The organism is Oceanobacter mangrovi, assembly GCF_019740315.1.
In the GTDB taxonomy this organism is placed as follows: domain Bacteria; phylum Pseudomonadota; class Gammaproteobacteria; order Pseudomonadales; family Oceanobacteraceae; genus Oceanobacter; species Oceanobacter mangrovi.
This window is the reverse complement of sequence record NZ_JAHXZR010000003.1, coordinates 550,238-576,707: the sequence shown is the minus strand read 5'-3', so window position 1 is coordinate 576,707 and position 26,470 is coordinate 550,238. Positions and strand designations below refer to the sequence as shown.

General features: G+C 56.0%; 24 protein-coding genes. 12 read left to right on the top strand and 12 right to left on the bottom strand.

Features of this window, described 5'->3' with window-relative positions:
* Positions 1 to 13 precede the first annotated feature (13 nt).
* The 3 genes from K6123_RS09340 (at position 14) to K6123_RS09330 (ending at position 8,246) form a co-directional block, all read left to right on the top strand.
* Entirely contained in the window at positions 14 to 1,234 is a 1,221-nt protein-coding gene (locus tag K6123_RS09340; protein ID WP_221796953.1) for a DUF11 domain-containing protein, read from the top strand.
* A gap of 105 nt (positions 1,235 to 1,339) precedes the next feature.
* On the top strand, positions 1,340 to 7,108 hold the full coding sequence (locus K6123_RS09335; protein WP_221796951.1) for an OmpA family protein: 5,769 nt from the start codon (positions 1,340 to 1,342) through the stop codon (positions 7,106 to 7,108).
* Positions 7,109 to 7,244: 136 nt separating this feature from the next.
* Entirely contained in the window at positions 7,245 to 8,246 is a 1,002-nt protein-coding gene (locus tag K6123_RS09330) for a hypothetical protein (protein ID WP_221796949.1), read from the top strand.
* Between the two features lie 436 nt (positions 8,247 to 8,682).
* On the opposite strand, the gene ccmI is transcribed toward K6123_RS09330, so the two are convergent.
* The 9 genes from ccmI to ccmA are packed head-to-tail and all read right to left on the bottom strand — an operon-like array spanning position 8,683 to position 15,761.
* Positions 8,683 to 9,888, bottom strand: a complete 1,206-nt coding sequence (gene ccmI / locus K6123_RS09325) for a c-type cytochrome biogenesis protein CcmI (protein ID WP_221796947.1) — start codon at positions 9,886 to 9,888, stop codon at positions 8,683 to 8,685.
* Between the two features lies 1 nt (position 9,889).
* Entirely contained in the window at positions 9,890 to 10,384 is a 495-nt protein-coding gene (locus tag K6123_RS09320) for a cytochrome c-type biogenesis protein (protein WP_221796945.1), read from the bottom strand.
* Positions 10,381 to 10,905, bottom strand: coding sequence for a DsbE family thiol:disulfide interchange protein (locus K6123_RS09315; protein ID WP_221796943.1), 525 nt, complete (start codon positions 10,903 to 10,905; stop codon positions 10,381 to 10,383). Before K6123_RS09315 ends, K6123_RS09320 begins: the two co-directional genes overlap by 4 nt.
* Positions 10,902 to 12,896 (bottom strand): heme lyase CcmF/NrfE family subunit, encoded by a 1,995-nt coding sequence (locus tag K6123_RS09310; RefSeq protein WP_246624691.1) that lies wholly within the window; start codon positions 12,894 to 12,896, stop codon positions 10,902 to 10,904. Before K6123_RS09310 ends, K6123_RS09315 begins: the two co-directional genes overlap by 4 nt.
* The gene (ccmE, locus tag K6123_RS09305) at positions 12,896 to 13,414 is read right to left on the bottom strand and encodes a cytochrome c maturation protein CcmE (RefSeq protein WP_221796941.1); all 519 of its coding nucleotides are present in this window, start codon (positions 13,412 to 13,414) and stop codon (positions 12,896 to 12,898) included. Before ccmE ends, K6123_RS09310 begins: the two co-directional genes overlap by 1 nt.
* Position 13,415: 1 nt before the next feature.
* Positions 13,416 to 13,634, bottom strand: coding sequence for a heme exporter protein CcmD (gene ccmD, locus K6123_RS09300; RefSeq protein ID WP_221796939.1), 219 nt, complete (start codon positions 13,632 to 13,634; stop codon positions 13,416 to 13,418).
* Positions 13,634 to 14,395 (bottom strand): heme ABC transporter permease, encoded by a 762-nt coding sequence (locus K6123_RS09295; RefSeq protein WP_221796937.1) that lies wholly within the window; start codon positions 14,393 to 14,395, stop codon positions 13,634 to 13,636. Before K6123_RS09295 ends, ccmD begins: the two co-directional genes overlap by 1 nt.
* Positions 14,396 to 14,415: 20 nt before the next feature.
* Complete coding sequence (gene ccmB, locus K6123_RS09290) at positions 14,416 to 15,084, bottom strand: heme exporter protein CcmB (RefSeq protein WP_221796935.1); 669 nt, start codon at positions 15,082 to 15,084, stop codon at positions 14,416 to 14,418.
* On the bottom strand, positions 15,081 to 15,761 hold the full coding sequence (ccmA, locus tag K6123_RS09285; RefSeq protein ID WP_221796933.1) for a cytochrome c biogenesis heme-transporting ATPase CcmA: 681 nt from the start codon (positions 15,759 to 15,761) through the stop codon (positions 15,081 to 15,083). The genes ccmB and ccmA overlap by 4 nt, the downstream gene beginning before the upstream one ends.
* A 272-nt stretch (positions 15,762 to 16,033) precedes the next feature.
* On the opposite strand from ccmA, the gene K6123_RS09280 reads away from it, so the two are divergent.
* Positions 16,034 to 17,758: a flagellar hook-length control protein FliK gene (locus tag K6123_RS09280; protein WP_221796931.1), complete on the top strand. Its 1,725-nt coding sequence runs from the start codon at positions 16,034 to 16,036 to the stop codon at positions 17,756 to 17,758.
* Entirely contained in the window at positions 17,755 to 18,045 is a 291-nt protein-coding gene (locus K6123_RS09275; RefSeq protein WP_221796929.1) for an EscU/YscU/HrcU family type III secretion system export apparatus switch protein, read from the top strand. The genes K6123_RS09280 and K6123_RS09275 overlap by 4 nt, the downstream gene beginning before the upstream one ends.
* A gap of 7 nt (positions 18,046 to 18,052) precedes the next feature.
* Here the strand turns inward: K6123_RS09275 and K6123_RS09270 are convergent, their stop codons facing one another.
* Entirely contained in the window at positions 18,053 to 18,715 is a 663-nt protein-coding gene (locus K6123_RS09270; RefSeq protein WP_221796927.1) for a TetR/AcrR family transcriptional regulator, read from the bottom strand.
* A 310-nt stretch (positions 18,716 to 19,025) separates the two neighbouring features.
* Between K6123_RS09270 and hemN the strand changes: the two genes are divergently transcribed.
* On the top strand, positions 19,026 to 20,420 hold the full coding sequence (hemN, locus tag K6123_RS09265; RefSeq protein ID WP_221796925.1) for an oxygen-independent coproporphyrinogen III oxidase: 1,395 nt from the start codon (positions 19,026 to 19,028) through the stop codon (positions 20,418 to 20,420).
* 73 nt (positions 20,421 to 20,493) lie between these two features.
* The gene (locus K6123_RS09260) at positions 20,494 to 20,976 is read left to right on the top strand and encodes a TlpA family protein disulfide reductase (RefSeq protein ID WP_343223979.1); all 483 of its coding nucleotides are present in this window, start codon (positions 20,494 to 20,496) and stop codon (positions 20,974 to 20,976) included.
* An 8-nt stretch (positions 20,977 to 20,984) separates the two neighbouring features.
* Here the strand turns inward: K6123_RS09260 and K6123_RS09255 are convergent, their stop codons facing one another.
* Positions 20,985 to 21,704, bottom strand: a complete 720-nt coding sequence (locus tag K6123_RS09255) for a hypothetical protein (protein ID WP_221796921.1) — start codon at positions 21,702 to 21,704, stop codon at positions 20,985 to 20,987.
* A 59-nt stretch (positions 21,705 to 21,763) separates the two neighbouring features.
* On the opposite strand from K6123_RS09255, the gene K6123_RS09250 reads away from it, so the two are divergent.
* The gene (locus K6123_RS09250) at positions 21,764 to 22,537 is read left to right on the top strand and encodes a GNAT family N-acetyltransferase (protein ID WP_221796918.1); all 774 of its coding nucleotides are present in this window, start codon (positions 21,764 to 21,766) and stop codon (positions 22,535 to 22,537) included.
* Positions 22,538 to 22,609: 72 nt separating this feature from the next.
* Positions 22,610 to 22,936, top strand: a complete 327-nt coding sequence (locus K6123_RS09245) for a hypothetical protein (protein ID WP_221796916.1) — start codon at positions 22,610 to 22,612, stop codon at positions 22,934 to 22,936.
* Positions 22,937 to 22,939: 3 nt separating this feature from the next.
* On the opposite strand, the gene K6123_RS09240 is transcribed toward K6123_RS09245, so the two are convergent.
* A complete protein-coding gene (locus tag K6123_RS09240) occupies positions 22,940 to 23,860 on the bottom strand; it encodes a GGDEF domain-containing protein (protein WP_221796914.1) in 921 nt (306 codons plus the stop codon).
* 197 nt (positions 23,861 to 24,057) lie between these two features.
* Between K6123_RS09240 and K6123_RS09235 the strand changes: the two genes are divergently transcribed.
* From K6123_RS09235 to K6123_RS09225, 3 genes are all read left to right on the top strand, one after another.
* Positions 24,058 to 24,993: a glucosaminidase domain-containing protein gene (locus K6123_RS09235; protein WP_221796912.1), complete on the top strand. Its 936-nt coding sequence runs from the start codon at positions 24,058 to 24,060 to the stop codon at positions 24,991 to 24,993.
* 21 nt (positions 24,994 to 25,014) lie between these two features.
* The gene (locus K6123_RS09230) at positions 25,015 to 25,410 is read left to right on the top strand and encodes a PilZ domain-containing protein (protein WP_221796910.1); all 396 of its coding nucleotides are present in this window, start codon (positions 25,015 to 25,017) and stop codon (positions 25,408 to 25,410) included.
* Between the two features lie 92 nt (positions 25,411 to 25,502).
* Complete coding sequence (locus K6123_RS09225; RefSeq protein WP_221796908.1) at positions 25,503 to 26,390, top strand: acyltransferase; 888 nt, start codon at positions 25,503 to 25,505, stop codon at positions 26,388 to 26,390.
* Positions 26,391 to 26,470 lie beyond the last annotated feature (80 nt).

Below are 26,470 nucleotides of genomic sequence, written 5' to 3'. Positions count from 1 at the left end.
GGAGAGAACCATCATGAAATTGCAACAAGCCCTTTGGCTGCCAGCAGTTGTGGCCCTCAGCGCCGTATCTCTGAATGCAGCAGCAGTAGGTACCGTCGCTGGTACTGACGTTGATAACGTCGCGACCCTTGACTACAAAGTGGGTAACACCAGCCAGCCAACTGTAAGCTCCAAGCCAACCGATACCGGTACCGAAGGCGACCCGACCAGCTTCACCGTTGACCTGAAAGTCGACTTCGATCTCACCAATGACCTGCCAACCCTGCAAAGCGTTGACAACAGTGGTGGTGCGAGCTTTGTCGTTTCCCAGATCAAACTGCTGAACAACTCCAACGGCCCGGTTGATTTCAGCCTGACCTACAACGAGCAGAGCGGTGACTTCTCACTGGACGACGGTACCAGCTACACAGGTACCAACGGTGATACCCTGAACTTCGGTGGCCTGACCTATGGCAGTTCCGTCGCCAACACCGTGACCTTCTACCTGTCCAACTCCTCAACCCTGAACACCGCTACGGCTGTTCAATTGACTTCTTCAACCACCACCGCGACGACTTCAGCTCTGTCGCTGACCGGTAAGTCTGATGAAGTCAGCGGCGCCGCAGCAATGCTGACTGGCGGTATCCCGGCTGACGATGGCACAGGTACCGTCGGTTACGTATACCTGTTTGCAGTAATGGACGTGGAAGACGGTTTTGTTGGTGACGACGGTGCCAAAGCCGCGCTGCTGGCAACCGTCAACGCCGACACCGCCTATGACAAGGATGGTGGTAGCTACCCTGCCACTGCCGGTGCCACCGGTACCGCCGCCAACATGGAAGTGGTTGAAGTTGTGATGGCTGACGATGACCTCGACAACGAAGAAACCGCCATGTCTGGTATTCAGCTGACCTTCCCGGATCTGGAAGTGATCAAAACCGTTGAAGTCACCGACGACTCCCTGGGCGGCTCTACCCAGTCTGCCATTCCTGGCGCGACTCTGACCTATACCCTGACCGTTAACAACCTGGGTTCACTGGCAGCCAGCAATGTGGTGGTTGAGGATATTATCCCGGCTAACACCACTTACGTTGCCAGCTCAGTGAAACTGGACGGCGCAACTCCAGCTACCAGCTCCTACGATGACACCACAGATCCTAGTAACCCGGTTCTGAGTGTGACCATCCCGACCATCACCGCAGCTGGCGGTTCTGACGATCAGGTCGTGATCACTTTCGAAGTGACCATCGACTAAGCCATGACTCTGTTTCCTGGGATAAACAGCGTGTGGACTACAGCATTCGGGGCTTTGCCCCGGGTGCTGTCACGTCCGTCGTTTGGCCAGGGAATAGTGGCCGGCATGCTGATGGGTATTAGTGGGTGGAGCCAGGCTGTAACACCCTCCAATACCGTCATCACCAACCATGCCATCGCCAACTATCAGGTTGGTCAGGCTGCCATGCGTCAGTCTGATTCAGCCAGCTTTACCGTGGGAGAAATCAGCTTTTCTCCGGTGGCCACCAGCGCCACACTGGAATTGTTACACCTCAGCCAGGCCAGTGCCGCTGAGCAAATCAGTCTGGCCGCTTCCGAGTGTTCAGACAGCAGCGGTAATTTTACCGCCAACACCAGCTTTACCAATTTTTCTGGCAGCAGCTCAAGCCTGCCCGGCAGCTATGGCATCAGTAGCCAGGACTATGGTTTCAAAGTCGGCGAGCCGCTGATTCTGATGGTCGAAGACCAGGACAAAAACCTCAACCCGGTACGAGCCGATCAGCTCGATGTCGATCTGGTTAACGCCGACGGCAGTGATCTGGAAACCGTGCGACTGACCGAGTCCGCCGTCAACAGCGGTATTTTCTACGGCGTTATCAACACCACCGCGCTGGACTCATCCGTACTCAGCTATAACTGCGTCTTGTCCGTCGGCACCAGCGAAGTAGTGACCGCCACCTACACCGATCCGACAGACTACACCGACACCATCAAGGACACCGGTTATTTTGACCGCTACAGCCGCGTCTTTGATGCCACCAGTGGTGCCCTGATTAGCGGTGTTGTAGTGCGTATTATTGACGCCGATACTGGCGAAGAAGCCACCGTCTATGACGACGATGGTGTCACAGCCATGTCTGCTGAGACGACCACGGGTAGCGGCAATACAACCGCCAGCGCAACTACCACAGCAACGACCACCGCAACCAATCCGCTCGGCAGTTTCCGTTTCCCCTATTTGCCAAACGGTAACTATCGACTGGAGTTTGAGCCACCCAGCAACTATCAGATCCCCTCCGAAGCCAGCAGCGCCGAACTGGCCGCATTGGGCGATGACTATCTGATCAACGATATTTCGCTGGGTAACGATTTTACCGTCAGCGACCATATTTTTGCGGCTGACATCCCGGCAGACCCACTGGAAACCGGTGTCCTGCTGAGTAAGACCGCCAGCCCTTCCACCGCCGGTGTCGGTGATTTTGTGCAGTTCACCGTCAGCCTGACGCTGGCAGATGTCGCCCTTACCGATGGCCAGTTGCGTGACCAGTTGCCAGTCGGCATGAAATACAAAAGCGGCTCGGCCCATTGGGGCGGCGAGTCTATCGACGACCCGGTGATCAGCAGCAACGGCCGCACCCTGCTGTTTTCGATTCCCGACACAGCCGCTGAAAGCACCACTTCACTGACCTATGTGGTACAGATCAGCACCAACGCCAAAGGCACCCTGACCAACAAGGTTGAGCTGGTTGACGATGTCCTCAGCGCCAACGTCGCCAACGCTCGCGTTGACATTGAAGACGACTTTTTCAAGGACTACGCCCGTCTGTATGGCCGTGTCTACATCGGCGACTGCCAGAATGAAACCCCGCAGGAAGGCGTAGCCGACGTTCGTATCTATATGGAAGACGGCACCTATGTGGTGACGGACGAAAACGGTGAATGGCACATCGAGCAGGTAACCGCAGGCAGCCACGTCGTGCAGCTCGATACCGTCACCATTCCCGGCGACCTCGAACTGCAACGCTGTGACAACCTCGGCTTCCACGCCGGTCGCGACTTCTCCCAGTTTGTCGATGTTCAGGCGGGCAGCCTGTGGCGGGTCGATTACACCCTCAAGCGCAAGCAACCGCCAGAAGCCGAGTTGACCCAGCAACTGACCCAGTCGCTGCTGCCACTGGCTGCTGACGATGCCGCCGCCAAAGCACTCAACACCATGGTGAAGGAACAGCTGGCTTATCAGGTGGATGTCAGCGGTGAAGGTGGCCTGGCGGTTCAGAACGTGCGTCAGATCATATCCTTGCCCGCAGGCGTGGTTTACCGCAGCGGTTCAACCCTGATTGATGGCCTGCCAGCCCAGGACCCGGAGTTGTACGGCAATGCGCTGGTGTATCGTCTGGGCGACAAGCCGGAGGTCTGGCAGCAGCAGATCACCTTCACGGCGATCGTTTCTGGTGAAACCAAAGCCGGTGAACTGGAAACCCGTTCACTGACCAGCTTCGATGTGGACGATCAGAAAGGCCTCAAAATCAAACCGGTTGTGACCACTGCCCGACTGCGTATTCCGCCACCGAAAGGCATCGTCAAACAACCGGCGCAGCCTAAATTCGAGGTCTTTTTTGCCAGCCTGTCCGATGAAGACAAGCTGACTCTCGACAATGTGGTGACCTCACTGGCGGACTTGCAGAGCATTCAGCTGGAAGTGATTGGCCATACCGACAGCACCCGCATTGCGCCGCGCAGCCGTCATATCTATGCCGACAACCAGGCGCTGTCGGAAGCCCGTGCCGACTCGGTTGCCGATTATCTGCAGCAGCAGCTGCAATTGAACGATAGCCAGATCGACTCCTCTGGCCGTGGTCAGGACGATCCGATCGCCAGCAACGCCACCGCCGAAGGCCGTGCCCTCAACCGGCGGGTAGATGTGAAACTGCTGGCCGCCGAACCAACCGTCAAACTGGAATCCATCGGTGCCCAGATTGAATCGGAGCGCGCCCAGGCCAGCCTTGAATCGCTGCGAGTGCAGGGTCGTCTGCGTAAGCCAATCAAACCAGACAACTATCAACCGCCACAGATGCCGGACTTCGATGAAAACTGGTTCAGCCAGCAGCCTGAATCCGCTGGCTGGGTATGGCCAATGCTGGATCGCAGCCCGGATATCAGTGCGGTTAACATCGCCGTGCGCTATCGCAAGGACCAGACAATCAAGCTGCTGCTCGACGGTAAGCCGGTTTCCAGTCTCAACATCGACCAGGTCTACCGCAGCAACAGCCGTAACCTGATGGTTACCACCTGGCGTGGTGTTGATATTGACTCCGGCGCCAACCGCTTCCAGCTCAAGGTGTTCGACAAACAGAACCAGCTGACAGAAACCCTCGACTACCGGGTGCAGCTGGCCGAAACCGCCGTGCGGGCCGAACTGCTGGAAGATCAGAGCGAGCTGGTGGCTGATGGTATCAACCCGCCAGTGGTTGCCGTACGGCTGTTCGACAAGGATGGCTACCCGATTCGTTCGAACCTGCAAGGTGCCGTGGCGGTTGCCTCGCCATATGCGCTGTATTCCGAAAAAGTACAGGCGGAATCGTCACCACTGCTGGAAGATGCCCAACCGATGTACACCGTCGGCGGTGATGGTATCGCCAAAATCCGGCTGGCGCCGACCAGTCGCTCTGGCGAAGCAGAGCTGACCTTCAACTACGCCACCGGCCAGACCGACACCATTCGGGTGTGGCTCAAACCCCAACCACGGGAATGGATTCTGGTTGGCCTGGGTGATATGACGCTGGGCTACAACCAGAGCAAGGGTGACGCTGCCAGCCGTCGTGCTGCCGGTATTGATGACAACGTCTATCAGGATGGTCGGGTCGCTTTCTATGCCCAGGGTCAGGTGTCTGGTGACTGGTTGCTGACCGCTGCCTATGACAGCGCCCGCCCAGAATCAGAGGCCTTCTCTCACCTGATTGACGCCGACAAGTATTACACCCTCTATGGCGATGCCAGCGAGCAACAGCTCGAAGCCAGCTCTGGCCGCAAGCTCTACGTGCGGGTCGATCGAAATCGTTTTTATGCCATGTTTGGTGACATCACCACCCACATGACGCAGACCGAACTGGCCGATTACAACCGCCGTATGACCGGCTTGCAGACTGAATATCACGGCGAAGTCTTTGAAGGCACCGCCTTTGTGTCGCAAACCGACAACGGCTTCATCCGCGATCAGATCCAGGGCGATGGTACTTCCGGCCTTTACCACCTGAGCCGTGAAAAACTGGTTTCCAGCTCCGAACAGATCACCATCGAAGTTCGTGATCGTTACCGCAGTGAAGTGGTGGTCAGTTCCACCCCATTGGTGCGGGATTACGACTATGTGATCGACTACGACGACGGCACCATTTATTTCAAACAGCCGATTCGCGCCAATGATGAAGACTTTAACCCACGCTATATCGTCGCTGAATACGAAGTCGACGGTGAAGAACTCGGCTATGTGGCTGGCGGCCGCGCAGGCGTCAAACTACTGGATGACACCGTCAAGGCCGGGGTTTCCGTCATCAACCAGAATCAGCCGGATCATGAAGGCCGCCTGACAGCGGTTGATACCACAGTCAAGCTGGGCAACACCGAAATCATCGCGGAAATGGGCCAGAGCAACCAGAGTACGGTTGAAGGTGACTACACCGACTCCGCTCACCGGCTTGAAATCAACCACCGCTCCGATGCCCTGCAAGCCAAGGTTTATGTGCGCCGTCAGGGTGAACACTATGGCGTTGATGACACCGACGACAGCGAAAATGGCAGCCGTAAGGAAGGCATTGAGGCGACCTGGTACATCGACGACCGCGACCGTCTGAACACGGTGATATTCCACCATAACGACTTGGACACCGGCCTCGACACCTACCAGAGCCAGGTTGAAATGTCCCATGCGATTACCAATGAGCAGCGCATCAAGTTCAGCCTGATCAACTCCCAGGCTGAAGGCACTGACAGCACCACCTATACCGATCAGGCCGGTGTTGGCGTCACCCAGCAACTGTTGCGTAAACGTCTGCAGTTGGGCGCAACCTTCCTGGCCAACATCAGCAAGCGCAGTGAAGCCTACGACCAGATGATTCTGACCGGTGATTACAAGTTCACCGACCGTACCAGTCTGTTCTCCAGCTTCGAAACCGGCTTCAGCAGCTCAGCCCCACAGCGTATGAGTGTTGGTGTTCGCACCACCCCATGGAAAGGGGCGACCATCGAACAAAGCGTTGAGCAGCTCAAGCAAGACGACGCTTATCAGTTAATGGCACTGTCTGGTCTGGCGCAGGACTTCGCTATCACCGATGCCTGGACCGCCAGCCTCGGCTTCGACCAGGCCGTTAATATCGAGGCCAATGCCCCGGCAGAGTCCAGTGACCTGACCGAAGACTATTACGCCATGTACACCGGTATCAGCTACAACACCCGTATCTGGCAATGGAATAACCGTATCGAATACCGCGACGGCAGTGACACCGATAAATGGGTCGGCAGCAGTGCGATCTACCATCCGTTCAGTGAATCACTGGCAGCCGGTGCCAGCATCGACTATTTCCGTTCCATCACCAGCGGCGCCTACGACCAGCAGACTGACGCCATGTTCGACCTGGCACTGCGACCTCAACAATCGCGTTACGCCGTACTGTGGCAAACCCGTTGGGTGCAGGATGCCAGCGGCGACAGTGGTGCACCGGACCGCACCCGCAAGCTGATCAATAATGTCCACGCCAACTGGGTCGTCACCGATGACGATCAGCTCGCGGGTCAATATGGTATCAAACGGGTACTGAGCCAGTACGACTCGGAAGACTATGCCGCCACGGTGGACTTTGCCGCCCTCGAGTGGCGCCGTCACCTGACGGATCATTGGGATATTGGCGCCCACGGCCGCCGCCTGCATTCCTATGAAGCAGGCCAGAGCAATCATGGCATGGGCATGTCCGTCGGCTGGATTCCGAAAACCAACACCTGGCTGGGGGTTGGCTACAACTTTACCGGCTTTATCGACAGCGACTTTTCGGCCACCAACTTCACCGCCCAGGGGCCGTTTATCAAAATCCGTATCAAGGCAGACCAGAACTCACTGGCTGGCATGAGATCAGCGTTCAACTGATCCTTTTGACGGCTGTGGCACATAGATGAGTGGCAGGATCAGCCACTCATTGACCAGATCAAGTTTCAAGCAAACCTGAGTTCGACTATGCTCTTTTTGTATAGTTCAGTAATCAATTTCCTGCAGGAAGCTACTTATGAATTCACAGTTTCTGAAATTACTGTCATCGGGCCTGACAGTATCGGCCTTGTCTGCTCTTGCCATGCCCTGCTGGGCGGAGTTTGAAAACCGTTCCTTCAGCGTCTTTGGCGCTGCTGGCATGCAGTACGTCAACTACAGCGAAGAACTGAAAGACTGGTACGGCGTCGACATGAAATCGAAGTTCGAAACCACCAACTTCGTACAGCGTTCCGGTGGTTACACCGCCGTTAATGACACGCTGGGGTTTTCGATTATTTCCACCTCAACCCTGTTGAGCTTCGAAGATAATGAAAACTGGAAACTGGCCGGTAGCGACGGTTACGTGCAGGAAAACACCACCTCACTGGACTTCCAGACCCTCGACGTGATGATGTCGTATCACTTCCACAATGGCTGGTACACCACCGCCGGCATGCATTACCAGAAAACTGCATTTTCCCGTTTTGACTGGAAGGTTGGCAGCGCCAACGACACCTACAACCAGACCATCGAAAATTACATTCGCAACAACGCCGATATGATGAACGTGGTGCAGCAATACATTGATGCCCCAGGTAACAGCATCAATAGTGCAGATGATTATTTCGCTGAGATTGCCAACGACCCGGAAGCCAACCAGACCGTAGTATTTGAAGACGCCAGCAGCTTTGGCGTGATGGTGGGTATCGCCTATGACAGCTACTTCATGAAGCAGTCCGAAGGCATGCGCTACCAGTTCTCACTCGACGTCGGTACGCCAATGTACGAAAAAGTCATCAACAGCAGTGTTGAAGGCAGCCTCGACCGCGGCTTTGGTGGCGGCCTGGATGTGACCGGTAAACTGGGTATTGGCTACCAGTTTAACCACCAGTTCAGCACCATGTTGCTGGTGACCGGCTTCTACAGCCACCGCGACAAGATCCAGGAATGGTACGACGACCTGAACTCCGTCACCCTGCCAGAGAACGTAATCTACGGTGGTGCGGCCTACCTGTCACTGGGCTGGAATTTCGACTGATCCGGTTCGTATTCAGTCCCGGCATGCCGGGACCCTACAGAATGAATCAGGGAAGGTTGCTGTAGGGGTGGCAATGCTGGCGCGAGTCCGATTCAAAGACACAAGGCTACAATGGAATGGCTAACGCCTTATGCCTCTTGGGGAGAACTTCTCTCCCCGGCGGCAGGCCTCCCGCCTCTGCCTTGCGCTACCGATTCGCTAATCAATTTTCACTTCAAACTCACAACGAGCCACCCGGATGCGGCATCCCTGCCTTAGTCCGGGTTATCCGGCCATCCATGGCGGGAACTCTGCTCGTTTTTTGCTCAAATTGGCTCATCTTGAGGCGCTTTGGATTGAACACGGTAATCCGTGTTTTCCAACTCTGTTGTAGGGGCAAGGCATGCCTTGCCAGCGGTAATCCTAAAAATCGCTCGAAAGACGAATCAGAACCCGGTCACTCGACCGGGTTGCTGATCACCAGCTGGTAAGGACCGGCTTCTGAGGTGTTCACCGGCGACAAGGTGATTTCCCAGTCGCCAGGCTGTGGCATTGGTTGACCGGATTTCGACACCCGCGCCACCAGGGCGACTTGCTCGAAACTACCGATGTTCATGCCAGCCACCATCGCCATGGAATTATCCAGCGTCAGCTTGACCGGCAGATCCGCCACCGTCAGACGCTGAACCGCCAGCGGTGCCGGAGGGCCACTGACCGCCCGCGCCAGCACAAACACAGTATCGGTTGGCGCTACTGCGGCCCTGGCTTGCGGACTGATGTCCACGGCAACCCGCAAACCGGCACGTTCAAGCCAGCTGAGATCCACTTCGGTACCCTGCTGTTGCAGCTCTTCCGCCGCCCGCTGGATGCCCTGCACCAGAATCTGTGATTCCGGCCCGGCTGGCAGACTCATCCACAGCTGCTTCCAGTACTGAATCGCCTGCTCAAGCTTGCCCAGTTCAAACGCCATAATGCCTGCCAGTCCCAGCGCCTGACGGTTGTTCGGGCTGAGGTCGATGGCCTGCTGTAACAGTGCATATGTGGTTGCATCAGCTTGCTGATCGGCGGCGAAAAAACGTGCTTCGGCCAGCAGGGTCAAAGTGGCGGCACGATCGGCAGTAGCGTCTTCCGGCAAGCCGGAGAGAATCTTCTGGAACTCAGCAACCGCCTTGTCGTAGTCGCCATTGGCGCTCAACAAGCGGGCATTGAGATAGGCCCACTCCGGATTATCACTGTGTGCACGGGCGGCAACGGCCATCCGTTGCATCAGTTCATCACGTTCCTTGCTGGTCAGCTCGACCTGGCCACCCTTGTTCAATAAGGCGGTAGCCCGCAGTTCGTTGTCCGCCCCCCAGAAGCCGTACAGCAGGAAGGTACCGAGCCCGGCGATCAACACCATAACCAGCAGCAGTGGCCACTGGCCCTTGCCAATAGCCAGCTGTTCTTTTTCGGCAGTGGCGCTGGCGAGAAACTCGCGGTCCAGTTCCAGCTGCATGACTTGCCGCTCATCGTCTTCAAGGTCAGCGGTTTTCAGTTCTTCGGTACGCTCCTGATACAGCCGACGGTTTTCTTCCGACTGCACATTCGCCTGTGGTTGGTACCACACAGGACGCAGCAACAGCAGTGCCAGTGGCACCAGCAAAACAAGTAACAACCAGATCATGTTAAGCCTTTGGATCGGTGTGATTGGGCTGAGCGGCCTTCAGGCGCTCAAGCTGTTGTTGTTCTTCTTCAGTGAGTGGCGCCAGTTTGCGCGAACCCTGGCTGCGGCGCAGCTGACGCAGCACCAGCAGGCCGAGCAGGAACACAATCACAGGCCCAAACCACAGCAACCAGGTATCCTTGCGGACCGGCGGTTTGTAGTGGACAAAATCACCATAACGGGCAACCAGATAATCGACGATCTGGTCGTCGGACTGGCCCCCCTGCATCAGTTCATAAACCTTCTCGCGCATGTCGCTGGCGACCGGCGAGTTGGAATCCGCGAGGTTCTGGTTCTGACACTTGGGACAACGCAACTCTTCCGCCAGCGTATTAAAACGCTGCACATCGGTTTCACTGTCGAACTGGTATTTGTAGCCTTCCACCACCGCACTGGCGGCGGCACTCAGCAACAGGCTGGCGCACAGCAACAAAAAACGGCCGTAAATCTGTTTCATTGCAGGCTCTCGAACTGGGGTTGCAGTTGCTTCCACACCTTGGCATTGAGGTCGCCAACGTGCTTGCCACGAATCACTCCGGCGGAATCAATCAGGAAGGTTTCCGGTGCCCCGTAAACGCCCAGCTCCAGCCCCAGCTTGCCATCCGGGTCGGAAATATTGCCCTGGTACGGGTTGCCATAGGACGCCAGCCATTGTTTGGCCTTGTCGTCTTCATCCTTGTAGTTGATGCCAATAATGCGAATGCCTTGTTCAGCTGCCAGCTGATTCAGGAAGGCGTGTTCGGCCTTGCAGGTTGGGCACCAGGTGGCCCAGACATTCACCAGCGCCGGTTTTCCCAGCAGATCGGCACGCTGGATCGGCTCACCGGTTTCCAGCGCCACCATGTCAAATTCAGGGAATAGCTGACCAATTAATGGCGACGGCAGTACGTCCTTGTCTTCCCGGTCGATGGTGAGGAAAAACAGCCCCGCCATCACCAGAAAGCCAATCAGGGGGACAAACAGATAGACCCGTTTCATGCAGTTGCCTCCTGCAGGGCAGCATCCGCTGCCGGTTGTTCCTTACGACGGTAACGTTTGTCGAACATCGCCAGCAGGCCACCCAGGGCCATCAGCACACCGCCAAGCCAGACCCAGCGCATAAACGGCTTGATCTGCAGACGCATGCCCCAGGCTCCGTTATCGAGTGGTTCGCCCATGGAAACGTAGACGTCGCGCAGCAGGGTAACGTCGATGGCGGCTTCGGTCATGATCGAACCACGAGCCAGATAACGACGTTTTTCCGGGTGCAGGTCAGCGATCAGCTTGTCACCGTCGTAGACCCGGAAGTGGGTTGCGTCAGAGACATAGTTAGGGCCTTCGATATGACCACCTTCGACAAACTGGAAGCGGTAACCATCCAGTGTGAATTCCTCGCCCGGTGCCATTTTGACCGACTCTTCAATGCTGTAGTTGGCCACCATGGTGACGCCAATGACTGTCACGGCGACGCCCAGGTGCGCCAGAATCATGCCGTTGAAGCTGGGACTCAGCGCTGGAATCCGGCTGATCTGGCCACGACACTTGCTCCACAGATCACGCAGACTGACCAGAATCAGCCAGGCGGAAATACCAATGCCCAGCACCACTGACCAGTTCATATCACCACTGGCCAGCAGTGGCGCGGCGAAACCCAAGATCAGTGAGGCAACCGCCACCAGCCCGGTTTCACGGGTCAGACGGTCGAACTTGTCCTGCTTCCAGCGGCTCATGGCACCAACACCAATAATCAGCGTCAAGGCCACCGACAGCGGCACAAACATCAGGTTAAACCAGCTGGCGCCCACCGAAATCTTGCCCATGCCAAGGAAGTCGATCGCCAGTGGATAGAGGGTACCCAGCAGAATCGCAAAGGCGGCCACCAGCAACAGCAGGTTGTTCATCAACAGGAAACTTTCCCGCGACAGCCATTCATAACGACCAACCGAGGCTACCGTTGGTGCCTTGATGGCGTACACCAGCAGTGAACCACCCACGACCAGCCCCAGCAGTGCCAGTACAAACACACCGCGCTCAGGGTCTGATGCAAAGGCGTGTACCGAGGTCAGTACGCCGGAACGCACCAGGAAGGTACCCAACAGACTCAGCGAGAAGGCAAAGATAGCCAGCAATACTGTCCAGCTTTTGAACAGACCGCGTTTTTCCGTTACCGCCAGCGAGTGCAGCAGTGCGGTCGCCACCAGCCAGGGCATCAGCGAAGCGTTTTCAACCGGGTCCCAGAACCACCAGCCGCCCCAGCCAAGTTCGTAATAGGCCCACCAGCTGCCAAGGGCGATACCAATGGTCAGGAATATCCAGGCCGCGGTGGTCCATGGTCGCGACCAGCGCGCCCAGGCAGCGTCCAGTCGACCGCCCAGCAAGGCCGCAATGGCAAACGAGAACACCACCGACAGCCCCACGTAACCCATATACAGGGTTGGCGGATGAACGATCAGACCGAAGTCCTGCAACAGCGGATTAAGGTCAGCCCCTTCCGTCGGCACTGATGGCAGAATCCGTTCAAACGGGTTGGAGGTTTCCAGCGTGAAGGAAATAAAGCCGGTCGCCACCAGGCCCATGATGCCGAGCACCCGCGCCAGCATCACCAGTGGCAGTGAACGGCTGAAGACGGCAACGGCCAGGCCCCAGCAGCCCAGCAAGGTCACCCACAACAACAGCGAACCTTCGTGAGCACCCCACACCGCGCTGATCTTGTACGGCGTTGGCAAGGCGGTATTGGAGTTGGCAGCGACATAGGCGACCGAGAAATCATCCTGCACAAAGCAGTAGGCCAGCACCACCAGACTGATCATCAGAAACAGCGCCTGGGCGGCTGCCAGCGGGCGGGCGTAAGACATCGCCAGAGGATTACCGGCAGCAACTCCCCACAGTGGTACCAGGGTTTGCAGAAACGCAGCCATCAGCGCCATGATCAGCGCCAACTGGCCAAACTCGGGCAGCGAACTCAGCATGCCGTAAACATCTCCAGGCATCAGTTTGCTCCACTCATCGACTCATTCGCGGAATCATTCCCGGAGTCATTCATTGCCGCTTTCATCGCTCCCTGCATGGCCGCGCGACCTTCCTTGTCGGCTTTTTCCAGCGCTTCCTTCACTTCTGGCGGCATGTAGTTTTCATCGTGTTTGGCCAACACTTCAGAGGCCTGCATCATGCCGTTATTGTCGAGCTGGCCCATCGCCACAATGCCCTGACCTTCACGAAACAGGTCCGGCAAAATGCCTTCGTAGTGAATCGGCACCGTGGCGGAACCATCGGTCACTTCAAAAGTTACCGCCAGGCCATCGGTCGAACGCTTGACGCTGCCAACCACCACCAGACCACCGGCACGAATGGTACGACCGTGAGGCGCTTCTCCCGACGCCATCTGGGTCGGGGTATAAAACAGATTGATATTCTGAGTCAGCGAGTACATCAGCAGCCCGACGGCAACGCCAAATCCGATTACCAGAAACAGGATTAACTGCAGGCGTTTTTTACGCTTGGGGTTCATTTTACTTCTCCTCACTGGCCAGCGAACTGGCCGCCGATTTATTCCCCTGACTGCGTTCACGACGCAGCCGGCGGTTTTGTTCTTTGATCAGGCGGCGGCGCTGCATCAGCGGCTGCACCACATTGGCCGCAATCACCACGGCGGTCAGACCATAGGACAACCAGACATAAAAGCCGTGTTTGCCCATCGCCAGAAATTCACTGAAGCTATGGAATTCCATCAGCGTTTGCCTCCTGCCATCTCCGGCAACTGCTGAACCCAGCTGCGTTTGCGTTCCTGCCAGAGGATTTCATTACGGGTCCGCAAGATCACCAGCAGCGCAAAAAATACGTAGGTCGTGACAATCATGATCAGCAAGGGCCACAACATATCCGGCGCCATACTGGGTTTTTCGGTCAGCTTGAGGGTGGCTGGCTGATGCAGCGTGTTCCACCATTCCACCGAATATTTGATGATCGGAATATTCACCAGCCCCACCAGCGACAGAATTGCACCGGCCTTGTGGCTGGCTTCTTCGGATTCAATCGCCCGTTGCAACGCCATCACGCCGAAATACAAAAACAGCAGCATCAGCATCGACGTCAGGCGGGCATCCCAAACCCACCAGGTGCCCCAGGTTGGCTTGCCCCAGATAGCACCGGTGAACAGGCTGATCAGGCACATGCTGGCACCAATCGGCGCAATCGCCCGAGCGACCCAGGCCGCCATCTTCATACGCCAGATCAGGAATACCGCACCCGCCACCGCCATCATCACAAAGCCGCTCTGAGCCACAATCGCCGCTGGCACATGGATGTAGATAATGCGGAAACTGTTGCCTTGCAGGTAATCCGCCGGGGCATACAACAGACCCAGTGTCAGGCCAATCACAGTGCCAATAACGGACACCAGCGCCAGCCAGAAGATCCAGCCGGAGGTCAGCTCATAAAACCATTTCGGCGATCCCAGACGGTGATACAACCGGACAAGCCACTGCCACATACTTCAAACCCCAATAGCGACTAGCGCGATAAATTCAGTTTCAGCGCTGCCGCAGCAGCAAAGGGCGTCAGACAGACCGCCAGCGCCAGCATGGCACCGAGGAAGCCAATCTGGCCATTGTAAGTCATGCCAAGCCCGGCGTGATAAACCGCACTGGCCGCAAATATCAAAACCGGCACATACATAGGCAGGATCAATAGACTCAATAGCAATCCGCCACTACGAACGCCCGCCGTTAATGCTGCTCCAACCGATCCCAGCAAACTCAGAATCGGCGTGCCAATTAACAGACTCAGCAACATCGCCCAGTAGGCATCATTCGGCAATGCCATCATCAACCCCAGTACCGGCGCCATGATCGTCAGCGGCAAACCACTGCAGAGCCAATGCACCAGCGCCTTGCCCAATGCCAGCAAATACAGCGATTCCCCTGATGCCAGCCACTGTTCCAGCGTGCCGTCGTCAACGTCAGCTTTGTAAAGAGCGTCAAGAGACAATAAAGTTGCCAAAAGTGCTGCAACCCAGATGACACCACCGGCAATACGGGCAAGAAATTTGGGATCCGGGTCCACCGCCAGAGGAAACAAGGCCACCACCATCAGGAAAAACATCAGTGGATTAAGCCATTCGCCCGGGTTGCGGGCAGCCAGCAACAGGTCGCGGCGAATTGTCGCAGTCACCAGACTCATGCGGCACCTCCACGGCGATTGGCCATCAGGGCACCCAGATCCAGACGTTGCAGGGACGGAATATTTTGCAGGGCATGGTGGCTGGTAATAATGACCGCCCCATTACGATTGATGTGTTGCAGGATACGTTGTTCGAGCCACTCGACACCGTAAACATCGAGGGCGGTAAAAGGTTCGTCGAGAATCCACAGCGGTGCCGGGATGACATCCAGCCGTGCCAGTCCGACCCGCCGCTGCTGCCCGGCCGACAACTGGTTGCAGGGAGTTTCTTCATAACCACCCAGCTCCACCTGCTCCAGCGCCTGCCACAGTTGCTCGTCGTCGATACCGGCTTCGGCCTGCCAGGGGCTGACCAGCCAGCGCAGGTTTTCAATCGGCGTCAGCGCCCGCTTGATACCGGCCAGATGGCCCAGGTACAAACGACAGGCGGCGTATTCGGCAAACACGTCCTGCAAGGCTTCGCCCTGCCACGACACATCGCCTTCGTACTCACGGTTGAGCCCGGCCAGCAGTCGTAACAGGGTGGTTTTACCCGCGCCATTGGGTCCGGCCAGTTGCAACAGATCACCATTGCCAACCGCAAACGACAGGGATTCAAACAACACCCGATCATCACGCTCACAATACAAATCTGTAGCGCTGAGAGACACACTGTTATTGTCGTACCGATCGAGCATTTATCCCCCGCCGCCCTGGTTTGATCCACACTGATTACTAATGGTCTGACCTTTGTTCCACCGGTCAGTCAGAAAAAGGCGCGCCATTATATACAAAAACGACAATCACTGCGGCTTGACTCAGGTGGGTCTCTGGATCAATTTGACCCGTAGTGGCTGACACTTAAGAACAAGATCGAATGGCCGATAGCAATGGCACAGGATCTCTGGCCAACAACCAGTTCCGGGTTAACCATGACACCAATGTGTTTTACCAGGCTGCCGTTTAGCCGATGACAACCCCACTGATTCCGCCCGCCCTGCTGCAACAGGCCGGACTGGTTTCCGACCGCAACACGAGTGCTGCTCCAGAGCGCTTTGTGGGGGAAGTGGTGGCCAGCAAACCGGCCGCCGATGGCCAGTCGCTGGTGACACTCAAGGTTGGCAACGAAAAACTGCAGGTGATGAGTGAACGGCCGCTGGCCAATGGCAGCCAGCTGACCCTGCAGCTGCAACCCGATCAACAACTGGACGTTGTTGATGTGCGCCCGCCGGCGGCCAATGGTCAAACCCCCACGACCAATTCAGTATCAGCCGCACTCGCCAGTGCGATTGAACGGCTGTTGGCATCACGTCAGGGATTGCTGGCCGATACCGCAGGGAAACCTGCGGTGGCCACCAACCCATTGACCTACAGCCAGACCACCATCAGCAACGGTACTGCATCCCCCCGAAGCAATGTCACCGCAACTGCCCTCAACCAGCTGGTCCAGCTGTTGGCCAATAGTGCCAGCAACTCTGCCACTCAAGCGGCTCCATCCGCGAATAACAGCCTGACGCCAACACAACTACAAAATTTTCTGCAGCAACTGCCCACGGCTGCCGAACCGACCCCGGCGCGGGTGCAAAATGCCATTCAGCAGTCGGGTGTTTTTCATGAACAGCAGCTGCTTAAACAACTGGGCAACCATCAATCCACCACACCTGCCCCAACCAGCACAACTACTGTGGCCACCGCGACGGACCCGGCCACCGGCACCGCAACGTCTAACCGACAAGCCAATAACTGGTTTCAGGCCGCGTTACAGGGATTGGGCATCAACAGCCGACTGACCCAGCCAGGTCAGCCAGACAGTGCCGGAATCAGCCAGCCAACAGCCCCGCTCAACACCGGGACAGCTGCTGCGCAGCCCTCCCCCCAGGCCAGCATAACGACCAACAGCCTGCCGCCGGGCACCGATATCCAGCAAAATCTGGCCAGTCAGGGCCAGCAATACAATCAACGCTTGCAGGCCGCGGTGGCCGAACTGGCGCTGACGAAGCCGGAGGCTACACCTACCAACCTGAAAACAATCTTAACGCTGGCACTGGCGGCAAGTGGTGGTTTACCTACGGATCAGAACCAGCAGCCATTACCACTCAAGGACGGCATCAATGGATTTCACGGTAATGAACTGACACGGCTGTTACACAGTGCGCTGGCAACGATTGAGCACAACCAGATCAGCATGCGACAGGCGACCGAGCATTCGTTATTGAAGACCCTGTTACTGTTCCAGCATGGGGATGAACTGCAGCAAGCTGAGCTGGAGCTACGCCACCCAGCCGAGCAACGTAGCACCGAGCAACGACCTGCAGATCCACGCGACGGCAGTTGGGCCGCCCAAAACGGCTTGCCGCAGAGCCATGCAGATAATCACCAGCAAACGTCATCTGATGCCGACAAACCTGTGGCAAATCACAACCAGCAGCGCATCTGGCAATTAAAACTACACTTTGATCTGGCCGATTATGGCCCGCTGGATGTCGAGGTCAGCCTTGGCTGGCCAGCCATCACAGTCACATTCTGGTCGTTACAACAGCACACCCGTCAGAGTCTGCAACAGCAGCTGCAACCATTACGGCAACGGCTTGAAACACTGGGGGCCAAGGTCGAACAGCTGGAAGTCCGCCACGGTGCCTTGCCGGTCCAACAACATAACCAGATCAGCCAGCGGCTGGTGGATGTCCGCACATGAGCATTCCTGAATCACTCAAGCAGTCAACTCAGGCAGTGGCACTGAAATACCGGCCAGAGCAGCAGCAAACTGCTCCCAAACTGGTGGCAAAAGGAGAAGAGGAGCTGGCGCAGGCAATTATTGAACTGGCGTTGGCACACGAAGTACCCATTTACGAGAACGCCAGCCTGACCCAGTGGCTGGGCCAGCTTGACGTTGGCGAGGACATCCCTGAAGCGCTCTATCAGGTGATCGCTGAAATTCTGGCGGTGGTCTATCAGCTGCAAGGCAAGCAGCCAACCTGCTAGACGTTAGCTAAACACCGACCGAAACGCGGGTTTTCACTGCATCGACCAGCCAGCTGGTATAGGTGGCCACCATGTCGTCCGGGATCAGATCAATATCCTGCAACAGTAATGGCAGTGAATTGTGATGGTAACAGTCGATCAGGCCATGCAGGGCACTGAGGAAATACAGCGTCACCTGACGACGCTTGTTTTCGGCAGTATCAGCCATGCCACCAACCGCATCAGTCAGCACACTCTGGACGTGTAACTGCCACTCTTCCACCAGCCGGTCCAGCAGCATACTGACCGTTGCATCTTCCTGATTCAGTGGTCCCTGACGAATCACGGGGGCCTTGAACATCAGCTGGAAATAACCGGCATGCTGGCGTGCAAATTCGAGCATCTGACGGCACAGGCGATAGAGCGCATCCTGAGCATCCTGGCTGTCCAGCAAACTCAGATTGGTATCGTGGAACAGCATTTCAAAACCGCGCTGGCGAATATGCAGCAGCAGCGATTCCTTGGAAGGGAAATAGTTGTAGATATTACTGGCCGTCATATCCAGTTCGGCCGCCAGCTTGCGCATCGATAACGAATGAAACCCCTGTTCCGCCATCACCGCAGCGGCGCTGTTCATGATGCGTTCACGCTGATAGGCAACTTCTTCGGGAGAGAACGGTTTTTTCGGCATGACGGCTCCTGGTCTGTGCTGGGGTTGTCGGCTGGGACTCTGATTCCTTGAGGCCGACCAAATACCGTAAATTAACAGTGTCGTTTTATCTTGCAGGCGTTCGAGGGTACCCCAGCTTACTGTCAAATCAATAGATAAGCTGATAAAACACTATGGTCCGTTAGTAGAGTTATTGATAATGGTCAACAGGTTTGACCCAAGACAAGACTAATTGCGCCAACAGGGATTAGCATCGATATCCTTTTCCCTGCGGCTGCTGTTTGAGCACCCTGCTGCAGGCGTTCTGTTCACCGACCCGTTGAGTTGCCGTATGAACACACAGGTTTCCTGGGATCCATTGCTGATCCAACGCTACAACCGTCCTGGCCCTCGTTATACCTCCTACCCGACTGCGGTGGAATTTGCAGCCGTCGATAACGATCAGACCGAGCTGCAGGCATTTGCCGAACGAGATCCGGCCAAGCCGCTGTCGCTGTATCTGCACATCCCGTTTTGTCGCCATGTTTGTTATTACTGTGGCTGCAACAAGATCGTGACCAAGGACACCAGCAAGGCACGGCCGTATCTGGACATTCTCAAACGCGAGATCGATGCCAAGGCAGCCCTGCTGGAACAGCACGCCAACGGCCAGCCACAAATCGTCGAACAGTTGCACCTGGGCGGTGGCACACCAACCTTCCTGTCCGATGACGAGTTACAGGAACTGGTCGAGCACCTGCGCCGTCGCTTTGCCTTCAGCAACGCTGCCAGCGCCGACTATTCCATCGAAATTGACCCGCGCGAGCTGCGCCCGGGCACTCTGGTTTTATTGCGCAAACTGGGCTTTAACCGCGTCAGTTACGGCGTGCAGGATCTGCAGCCGGAAGTACAGGCGGCGGTGAACCGTGTTCAATCCGAAGAAATGATTCGCGAAGTGATGGCCGAGGCCCGCGCGCTCGGTTTCCGCTCAATCAATATCGACCTCATCTATGGTTTGCCACATCAGAGCCTGGCCAGCTTCGACCAGACGCTCGACACCATTATTGATATGCGGCCAGACCGCTTATCGGTGTTCAACTACGCTCACTTGCCAGAACGCTTCAAGCCGCAGAGACGGATCAATGGTGATGACTTACCCGATGCCCAGGAAAAACTGGCAATTCTGGGTCACTGCATTCAGCGTCTGGGCGCTGCTGGCTACCAATACATTGGCATGGATCACTTTGCGCTGCCCGATGACGAACTGTCGGTAGCGCAGAACTCAGGCAAGCTGCACCGTAACTTCCAGGGCTACACCACCCATTCACAATGCGACCTGATTGGTTTTGGTGTCTCGTCTATCAGCCAGATTGGTGATTATTACCTGCAGAATCAGGTCGGTATTGAGGGTTATGAAAAAGCCCTGGCCGCAGAGCAGCTACCACTGGCACGGCAGATCAAGACCAGCCACGACGACCGGGTGCGCCGTTATGTGATCACCCAGCTGCTGTGTCACCTGCAAGTGAGTTTTGCCAGCATCGATCAGCGGTTCAACATCGACAGCCGCACCTACCTGGCGGATTCGCTGCAACGCCTGCAGCCAATGATCGACGATCAACTGGTTGCGGTAGACGCCGATTCCATCCGGATTCTGGACAGAGGCCAGCTGCTGGTGCGTAATGCCTGTATGGCATTTGATGAGTACCTGCAACAACATGAGCAACAACGCTTCTCCAAAGCGATCTAGACTCCGGTCTCTCCCTTCCTACTGGCAAGCGCAGTCCAGATGGCTGCGCTGGCCGGTCGAACTGTTGCTGCTGGTGCTGTTGATCACACTGGCCAGCCAATGGCTCAGCCGACATATGCTGGCCAAGCAGAGCCAAATTCCCGACCTCTCGCTGACTACCCTTGATGGTCAAACCACCAGCCTTTATCAACAGCTGGCAGAGCTGCCACAGCAGCCAACACTGGTATATTTATTCGCTCCCTGGTGTAGTATCTGCAAGGTCAGCATGCCCGGCCTGCCACTGGTAACCGGCACTCATACCAACCTGTTGACGATTGGACTTTCCTGGCAAAGCCGACAAGAGGTGGCAGAAATGGTCCAACCCATGAATTTACCGGACAAGCCCTTGCTGGGCGATGTAAACACAGCTGCCAAACTGGCCATTAGTGGTTTTCCCAGCTATTACCTGATTGATCCACAAGGCCGGATACTGACGTTGGATCGCGGCCTCACGACCCCCGTCGGGCTATGGCTGAAACTGCGCTGGCAACAGCTGAAAAGCTGGTGGCACAAATAATATATCGGTCAGCTATCCGGCTGTTCCCAGAACTGCCAGCCCGCTTCGGTGAACTGCAGATAGACCGAGCGCGTGAAAGGTTTTTGATAGGATTCGATGCTGCGACGGAACAACCGCTCACGTTTGAAAACAGGCAGCTTGGCCCAGTGCGCCAGTCCGGCGACGTGCCATTCCACCACGGCCTCAGCGTACCAGGCATCATCGACCCAATACGCCGGACTCAGCGAAACCAGTTGCTGCAATTCAGGATAACCGTAGACCAGCCGCTTGCCATCCGGGTATTGGCGCCAGTCAGCCTGCTCCGATAACTGGTAATCCCACACCGCTTCAAACAGTATGCCGCCATCTTTGGAACGGGATTTCTGCATTTTTCCGGTACGGCTGACGACGCCATCAGAACTAAGATTGTCCAGCCACTGCAGCCGTTGCCCCTGTTCGTTGCGGGGGATCTGAAGTGGAAAGGAAAGCTTGTCCCACACCAATGCGTGGCTGCGTATGCCTTGCTCAATCAGACGCACGGCGTCGGCCTTTAAAAGCGGCGGCTGTTCCTTCGGTGGATTCCAGGCGCCCACCCAGCTCGGCAGCATCAGTAAACCTGCCGCCAATAAAAATTGGAGGTAGCACTGATTCCGGCCAATTAATCCGAAATATTTTTGTAACAAGTATTCACCCACAAGGTCCATACCAATACCATAGCGCTTCCTGAGCCAAATGGGCGTCAATGTCACCCAAATGTCACACGTGCCCCGTACATTCGGCCGGATAAATTCAACAGTCAGGTACTAACATGCAACATGCCACTGCTGCCCAGAGTGCCGCGAGCAGCGACTCTCCACTCGTGGCCCGTATCACCCAGGACCCTACTGAAATTCGTCAGGCGCTGGAACTGCGCTACCGGGTATTTGCTGAAGGCATGGGAGCCAAGATCGACAGCGGAGAAGCGGGCATTGATCGTGACCGTTTCGATGATGTTTGTCTGCATCTGATTGTAAAAGACGTCAATAACGATTGTGTGGTTGGTTACAGTCGTATCCTTACCAACGATTTGGCTCAGCAAGCCGGTGGTTTCTATTCAGCCAGCGAGTTTGACCTCAGCAAGATCATTCAATCCGACAAGACCTATATGGAAATTGGCCGCACCTGCGTCGATCCGAACTTCCGCAGCGGTGCCGTTATTGGTTTGCTGTGGTCTGGTATCGCCCAATTCATGTCGGCGCACAACATTGATTATCTGATGGGTTGTGCCAGCATTCCCTTGAACGAAGGTTATGCCCGTGCTGTGGCCATCATCAACCACCTGCGCGAAAAGCATTACACCAGTGCAGATGTGCGTGCCGAGCCACGTGTTCATATGCCACGTATCGATACCGATATTGATGGTGCCCGACTGGTACCACCGCTGTTGAAAGCGTACCTGCGTATTGGTGTGAAAGTGTGTGGCGAGCCGTTCCTCGACAAGGACTTCAACGTCGCCGACGCCCTGATTCTGCTTAACCGCGACAACATCAACCAACGCTATCTGCGCCACTTCGCCAAAACCGAAGGTCAGGATCAAGCCTGATTTTGCGGCAGTCTGCGGATCCTTTGCTAGGCTGAATAAAACAACCTTTTATTCAGCCTGGCGGGAACCGGTATGAGCAAGCTTGTGATCAGCACAGCCCTGGAATCGATCTGGGAAACCATCGAAGCTCTGGAAGACGGCTATTGGGAAGCCTCTGCCATGGCCGACAAGGATCTGCTGTTCAGTCTGATCCAGATGCTGTACCGCGAGTACAACGAACTGCTGAAAGTCAGCGTGCAGGATCACCATTTCCCCTACGAAGTCATCGGCGTACCGCAACAGCAATTTATCAGCTTACTCGGACGCATCAGTCAGCAATTGCCACAGCTGTGTCAACGCCCAACCACCCAGGACAGGCTGCAATCGCTTTGCAGCCTGTTGTTGAGGTCGATTCAATAACTTCTAGAGGCTGACTTCACCAGCATCCACATGGCGATTGCGACCGCTGCGCTTGGCCCGGTATAGCGCCTGGTCGGCGGCATCCAGCAAGGTCATGGCGTCATCGCGGATACCCGGCTGACACCAGGCACTGCCAATGCTGACGGTCAGCCACTCACTCACAGGCGAGCCCGGGTGGGCAATCTGTAATTGATGCACAGCGGCCATCATACGTTCGGCAATAACTCCAACACCGCTGAGTTCAATGGCTGGCAAGACCGCTGCAAACTCCTCACCGCCATAACGGGCGACCAGGTCGTGAGCGCGTTTGACAGACCCCTGCAGCGCCTGGGCGACCTGCAGCAAGGCCTGATCACCAGCCAGGTGACCATAGCTGTCGTTGTAGAGTTTGAAGACGTCAACATCGATCATCATCACCGCCAGACCACTGCCCTGGCGCTGGGCCCAGCGCCATTCGGAGGCAAATACCTCGTCAAAGCGGCGGCGATTGGCAATGCCAGTCAGACCATCGGTGACCGACATGCCTTCCAGCCGCTGAATCAGGGTACGTTTCTGTAACAGCACCCCGAGGCGGGCTTCGACAAGAGCACGATTCAAAGGCAAGGGGAGATAGAGGCTGGCACCGGCAACCAGTATGGCAGCTTCTGCAGTGGTATCGTCAGCACCGATCACCACCAGGTCCACCGCGTGACGATCAATAAAATGACGCCAGCGATCCATAAACACCGGCAGCCGGATACCCGGTAAGTTATCCGCCAGCAATAACAGGTCTGGCTGGAATTCCGGTTGCTCAAGACAGCGTTCGAGCTCCTGCAACGAGCTGATATTTATCACCCGACAGGCAGTCGGAAAAAGCTCGCCAAACAGGGCCTGACGGGCCAGGCTGGCATCGGCCAGCAACACGGTTACGGGTTGATCCATCATTTTGCAGGAACCATTTAAGCAGCGAAAACTTCTTAATCCATATAATCATGAAAACGCCCGAATGGTAACTCACAGATATATAAGATTGCGCATTTAACAAAAATCCGGGCCTTCATTAACGCTTTTTGGAACTGGCCGTACCTTTTGCCACAACATGGCTATAACATCGGCCCCAGCAATTTTCTCAAGGAGTTTACATGCCTGTTCAATCATCCCTTTCGCGTCCAACCCGTTTGCTGGCCTCCACTCTGATGGGCGGCCTGCTGTTGTCTGTCGCCAGCTGTGGCCAGGCTGATGAAAAAACAGCGGAACAACAAAAAGCTGAACAGGGCCAGCCTGCCATGCAAGTCAGCAAGATGCCCAACCCCTTGCTGACGGAAACCGACAAGCCGATTACCCTCGCGGCCGCCCAGCCAACTACCAGCCCAACCAGGCCTGCAACCGAAAAAGCGGCTGCCCATTCCAGCAGCGAGTTGCCAGCCATTCCCAACTTCGCCTCCTACACCGACGTCAAGCAGAAGAAAAAAGTCTTCTTTGATTTCATGCTCGATCTGGTCAAGCGGGTCGATGAAGACGTTCTGAAAGAGCGCCATCTGGTCGAAAAATGGAATCCGGCTGACGGCATGAGCAATGACATGCTGGCACTGGTTGAAAAATACCGGGTTGATGAAAACCTCGACGCCAAAGCCACCAAGGCCGAACTACTGAAGCGCGTGCAAGTGATTCCACCATCACTGGTATTGGCCCAGGGAGCCAATGAAAGCGCGTGGGGCACTTCCCGCTTTGCCCGTACCGGTAACAACTATTTTGGCCAGTGGTGTTTCGTCAAGGGTTGTGGTCTGGTGCCACAACAGCGCAACGATGGTGCCATTCATGAAGTTGCCAAATTTGATCACCCGCTGGAATCCGTGCGCAGCTACGTGCTCAACCTCAACCGTCACTACACCTATGAAAAACTGCGCACCTTGCGTCAGCAGGAAATAGCCAAGCAAGGTTACCCAACCGGCATCAACCTGGCTGCCGGGCTGGAAAACTATTCCGAGCGTCGGATGGAGTACGTGAAGGAAATTCGCAGCATGATCAGCTATAACAAGTTAGACAAACTTGATCCGCAACTGCTCAGCCTGAAGTAATCGGCTGCAAGGAACCCTGACTTGAACGACCGCGAAAGACGTTTTGCTCCCCGTTACGATGCCGCCCCATTGCAGGTGGAACTGCAATGCCGTCGCTTGCTGGGGGGCTGGCAGGCTCCTCATCGGGCCATTGGTATCGACATCGCCCGTGGTGGTCTGGCGATTCTGTCACCGCTGAAACTCAAATCCGGCAGCCGGGTACGTCTTTCGCTGGGCAACCGGCATCTGCGTCTGCACCAGGTACCAGCCCGTATCCTGCGACAGACCAGCCGTGGCAGTGATTTTATTTATGGCATCAGCTTTGAACTTGATGATCTGCCAGCATCGGCTCGCCAGAGCGCCGATGAAATCCTTGCCCAGTTATTGCAGCCGCTGACACATCTGCTTGCCAAGCCGCCAGCGGAGCAGGTTGCCTGAGCGCTCATTGGGGTACATCAAAGCCTTGACCCCGGCCTGCGGCTGGGGTTTTATGCGGCCGATTTTCCGCCAAGCCACAAGAAGAACACACGATGCCAATACTGACGGGAATACTGGCTTTTCTGCTGCTGATTCTGAATACCCTGTTCTGGGCCCCCCTGCTGATCCTCGCAGGTTTGCTCAAGGCAGTGGTCATCCCTTACCAGAAACAACTCACCATCCTGGTTAACTTCTGTGCCGATGCCTGGATCAAGGGCAATGTGTTGTGGATGAAGCTGGCCCAGAACACTCGCTGGACCATTAACGCTCCAGCCCAACTGAACAAGCGTGGCTGGTATTTTGTGGTCAGCAACCACCAGAGCTGGGTCGATATTCTGGTGCTGCAATACTGCCTCAACCACCGTATTCCGCTGCTGAAATTCTTCCTCAAGCAACAGCTGGTATGGGTACCGATTCTGGGCTTCGCCTGGTGGGCGCTGGATTTCCCCTTTATGAAGCGTTACAGCAAGGCGTACCTGGCCAAATACCCGGAGAAAAAAGGCCAGGATCTGGAAACCACCCGCCGCTCCTGTGAAAAATTCCGTCAGCTACCGACCAGCGTAATGAACTTTCTGGAAGGCACCCGCTTTACTCCGGCCAAACATGATGAGCAGGCATCCCCCTTCCAACATTTGTTGGCACCCAAAGCGGGCGGCATGGCGTTTGCGTTAAGCGTTATGGGCGACAGCTTCCATTCCATGCTCGACGTCACCATCTATTACCCGGATGGAGCCCCTACCATGTGGTCGTTTATGAAAGGCCAGATGAAACGCTGCCACGTCGACATCCAGGAACTGGAAATTCCGCCGGAATTCCAGCATGGCGACTATCAGAACGACGAAGCCTTCCGGCTGCAATTCCAGTTGTGGGTACAGCAACGCTGGCAACAGAAAGATCGTTTGTTGAGCGAACTTGAGCTTATCTATCACCCTGCGTCATAAGCTAATAGTCGAGAAGTATTACGATCTGCCAGAACATTGGTGTATTAACCCAGTCTGTTTGATACGAATTTGCACCCAAC

Coding starts and splice junctions, on each gene's coding strand:
- K6123_RS09340 (WP_221796953.1), top strand. CDS start 14: ATGAAATTGCAACAAGCCCTTTGGCTGCCAGCAGTTGTGGCCCTCAGC.
- K6123_RS09335 (WP_221796951.1), top strand. CDS start 1,340: ATGCTGATGGGTATTAGTGGGTGGAGCCAGGCTGTAACACCCTCCAAT.
- K6123_RS09330 (WP_221796949.1), top strand. CDS start 7,245: ATGAATTCACAGTTTCTGAAATTACTGTCATCGGGCCTGACAGTATCG.
- ccmI (WP_221796947.1), bottom strand. CDS start 9,888: ATGATCTGGTTGTTACTTGTTTTGCTGGTGCCACTGGCACTGCTGTTG.
- K6123_RS09320 (WP_221796945.1), bottom strand. CDS start 10,384: ATGAAACAGATTTACGGCCGTTTTTTGTTGCTGTGCGCCAGCCTGTTG.
- K6123_RS09315 (WP_221796943.1), bottom strand. CDS start 10,905: ATGAAACGGGTCTATCTGTTTGTCCCCCTGATTGGCTTTCTGGTGATG.
- K6123_RS09310 (WP_246624691.1), bottom strand. CDS start 12,896: ATGCCTGGAGATGTTTACGGCATGCTGAGTTCGCTGCCCGAGTTTGGC.
- ccmE (WP_221796941.1), bottom strand. CDS start 13,414: ATGAACCCCAAGCGTAAAAAACGCCTGCAGTTAATCCTGTTTCTGGTA.
- ccmD (WP_221796939.1), bottom strand. CDS start 13,634: ATGGAATTCCATAGCTTCAGTGAATTTCTGGCGATGGGCAAACACGGC.
- K6123_RS09295 (WP_221796937.1), bottom strand. CDS start 14,395: ATGTGGCAGTGGCTTGTCCGGTTGTATCACCGTCTGGGATCGCCGAAA.
- ccmB (WP_221796935.1), bottom strand. CDS start 15,084: ATGAGTCTGGTGACTGCGACAATTCGCCGCGACCTGTTGCTGGCTGCC.
- ccmA (WP_221796933.1), bottom strand. CDS start 15,761: ATGCTCGATCGGTACGACAATAACAGTGTGTCTCTCAGCGCTACAGAT.
- K6123_RS09280 (WP_221796931.1), top strand. CDS start 16,034: ATGACAACCCCACTGATTCCGCCCGCCCTGCTGCAACAGGCCGGACTG.
- K6123_RS09275 (WP_221796929.1), top strand. CDS start 17,755: ATGAGCATTCCTGAATCACTCAAGCAGTCAACTCAGGCAGTGGCACTG.
- K6123_RS09270 (WP_221796927.1), bottom strand. CDS start 18,715: ATGCCGAAAAAACCGTTCTCTCCCGAAGAAGTTGCCTATCAGCGTGAA.
- hemN (WP_221796925.1), top strand. CDS start 19,026: ATGAACACACAGGTTTCCTGGGATCCATTGCTGATCCAACGCTACAAC.
- K6123_RS09250 (WP_221796918.1), top strand. CDS start 21,764: ATGCAACATGCCACTGCTGCCCAGAGTGCCGCGAGCAGCGACTCTCCA.
- K6123_RS09245 (WP_221796916.1), top strand. CDS start 22,610: ATGAGCAAGCTTGTGATCAGCACAGCCCTGGAATCGATCTGGGAAACC.
- K6123_RS09240 (WP_221796914.1), bottom strand. CDS start 23,860: ATGATGGATCAACCCGTAACCGTGTTGCTGGCCGATGCCAGCCTGGCC.
- K6123_RS09235 (WP_221796912.1), top strand. CDS start 24,058: ATGCCTGTTCAATCATCCCTTTCGCGTCCAACCCGTTTGCTGGCCTCC.
- K6123_RS09225 (WP_221796908.1), top strand. CDS start 25,503: ATGCCAATACTGACGGGAATACTGGCTTTTCTGCTGCTGATTCTGAAT.